Source organism: Halolamina salina (genome assembly GCF_042678005.1).
GTDB classification, from domain to species: Archaea; Halobacteriota; Halobacteria; order Halobacteriales; family Haloferacaceae; genus Halolamina; species Halolamina salina.
In genome coordinates this window covers 1-1665 of record NZ_JBHUDH010000009.1, presented here as the reverse complement: position 1 = coordinate 1665, position 1665 = coordinate 1, and the positions used below count along the sequence as shown (strand labels likewise).

2 protein-coding genes are annotated in these 1665 nt (G+C 71.4%); one reads left to right on the top strand and one right to left on the bottom strand.

Annotated features, from left to right (window positions below; translation table 11 throughout):
* Positions 1 to 755, top strand: a 755-nt coding sequence (locus ACFR9S_RS01135) for a DUF7118 family protein (protein WP_459077182.1), incomplete at its 5' end; no start/stop codon positions are given.
* A gap of 21 nt (positions 756 to 776) precedes the next feature.
* On the opposite strand, the gene ACFR9S_RS01130 is transcribed toward ACFR9S_RS01135, so the two are convergent.
* A partial coding sequence (locus tag ACFR9S_RS01130; protein ID WP_459077181.1) for a phosphohexomutase domain-containing protein occupies positions 777 to 1665 on the bottom strand: 889 nt, incomplete at its 5' end.

Sequence of the window (1665 nt, the reverse complement as noted above, 5' to 3'; positions counted from 1 at the left end):
TCGGCGAACAGCGCCATGCTCGCGGGCTCGCGGAACGCGTCGACGACGCCGAGCGCGCCGTGACCGAGCGGCTGTCGGCGATCGAGCGCCGGCTGGACGAACTCGCCGAACTCCGGCGGCTGGGCGACGCGGACCTTTCCGCGCCGACCGAGACGCTGACCGAGCCGATCGAACGCTACGACGCCGCCGTCCGCGAGGCGTTCGAGGCGTACGTCCAGGATGCACCGGTCCGGGAACTGCTCGAACTGATCGAGACGACGAAGCAGTACCCGCTGATCGACTACCAGCGGCCGCCGACGGACCTGCTGGAGTACGTGCGAAACCACCCCGCGGGCGAGGAGCCGCTGTCGACGCTGCTCTCCTACGCGCAGTACTCGGGCTCGAAGCTCTCCCACTACGTCGAGGACCCGACCGCGTTCGAGACCACCGTCCCGGTCCACCGGACCTACCTCGACCGCATCGGCCCGGAGCCGCTGACGGTGGGATCGCCGCCGCCCGCGGACGAACTGCGCTACCTCGCGAGCGAACTCGTGTCGGTCGTCGGCCGCTTCGCCGACGAGGAGACGGTCGCGCTGGCCCGGAACCTCCGTGATCTCGCCCGGCGGGAGGACTACGACCGGCTGCGGGACGCGGTCGTCGCGGAGGAAGAGCTTACCGCGGAACAGCGTGAGGCGCTCCGGAACGGCGAGATCGAGGCCGAAGCCGAACGGCTCCGCGGGGAGCGTGATCGGTTGGAGCAGGCGTTGGAGAACTGAGAACGGTCCTCGGCCGGCGGGTCAGTTGTCGAGCGCCGCCGCGAGTTTCTCTTCGACGGCGTCGGCGAGTTCGACCGCGCGCTCGCGCTCGCGGGCCTCGGCGTAGATCCGGACCTTGGGCTCGGTGCCGGAGGGCCGGACCAGCACCCACGCGTCGCCGTAGTCGAGCCGGTAGCCGTCGACGGTGCTCGCTTCCACGTCGGCCGCCTCGGCGTACTGCTCGGCGGCGGCGAGCATCGCGCTGAGTTCGGACTCCTCGTCGTACGCGAGGTTGCGCCGGACGTTCTCGTAGGCGGTGTAGGGCGCGACGACCTCGCTCGGGCTGTCGCCTGTTTTCGCGAGCAGTTCGAGGAACTTCGCGGCGATGAACGCGCCGTCACGGACCAGCCGGAAGTCGGGGAAGAAGATCCCGCCGTTGCCCTCGCCCGAGATGGGGACCCGGCGGCCCTCGGCCTCGAGTTCCTGAATCCGCGTGATGATGTTCGTCGCGCCGATCGGGGTGAGTTCGAGGTCGGCGCCGACCTCGTCACACACGTCGACGAGTCGCTGGGAGACGTTCACGGCGGCGACGGTGGCGTCGCCCGGCTCCAGGGCTTCGGCCGCCAGCGCCGCCAGCGAGGCGTCGCCCTCGATGTACTCGCCGGTCTCGTCGAAGAAGATCGCGCGGTCGGCGTCGCCGTCGTGGGCCACCCCAACGTCGGCGTCGCTCGCCCGGACGAGCCGGCCGAGGTCGTCGAGGTTCTCCGGGACCGGCTCGGGGTCGCGGCCGGGGAAGTGGCCGTCGGGCTGGCCGTTGACGGTCACCACGTCACAGCCCAGCCGGCGGAAGAACTCGGGGCTGGTGAGCGCGCCCGCGCCGTGGCCGGGGTCGAGTGCGACGGTGAGGTCGGCGTCGGCGATCGCCTCGCGG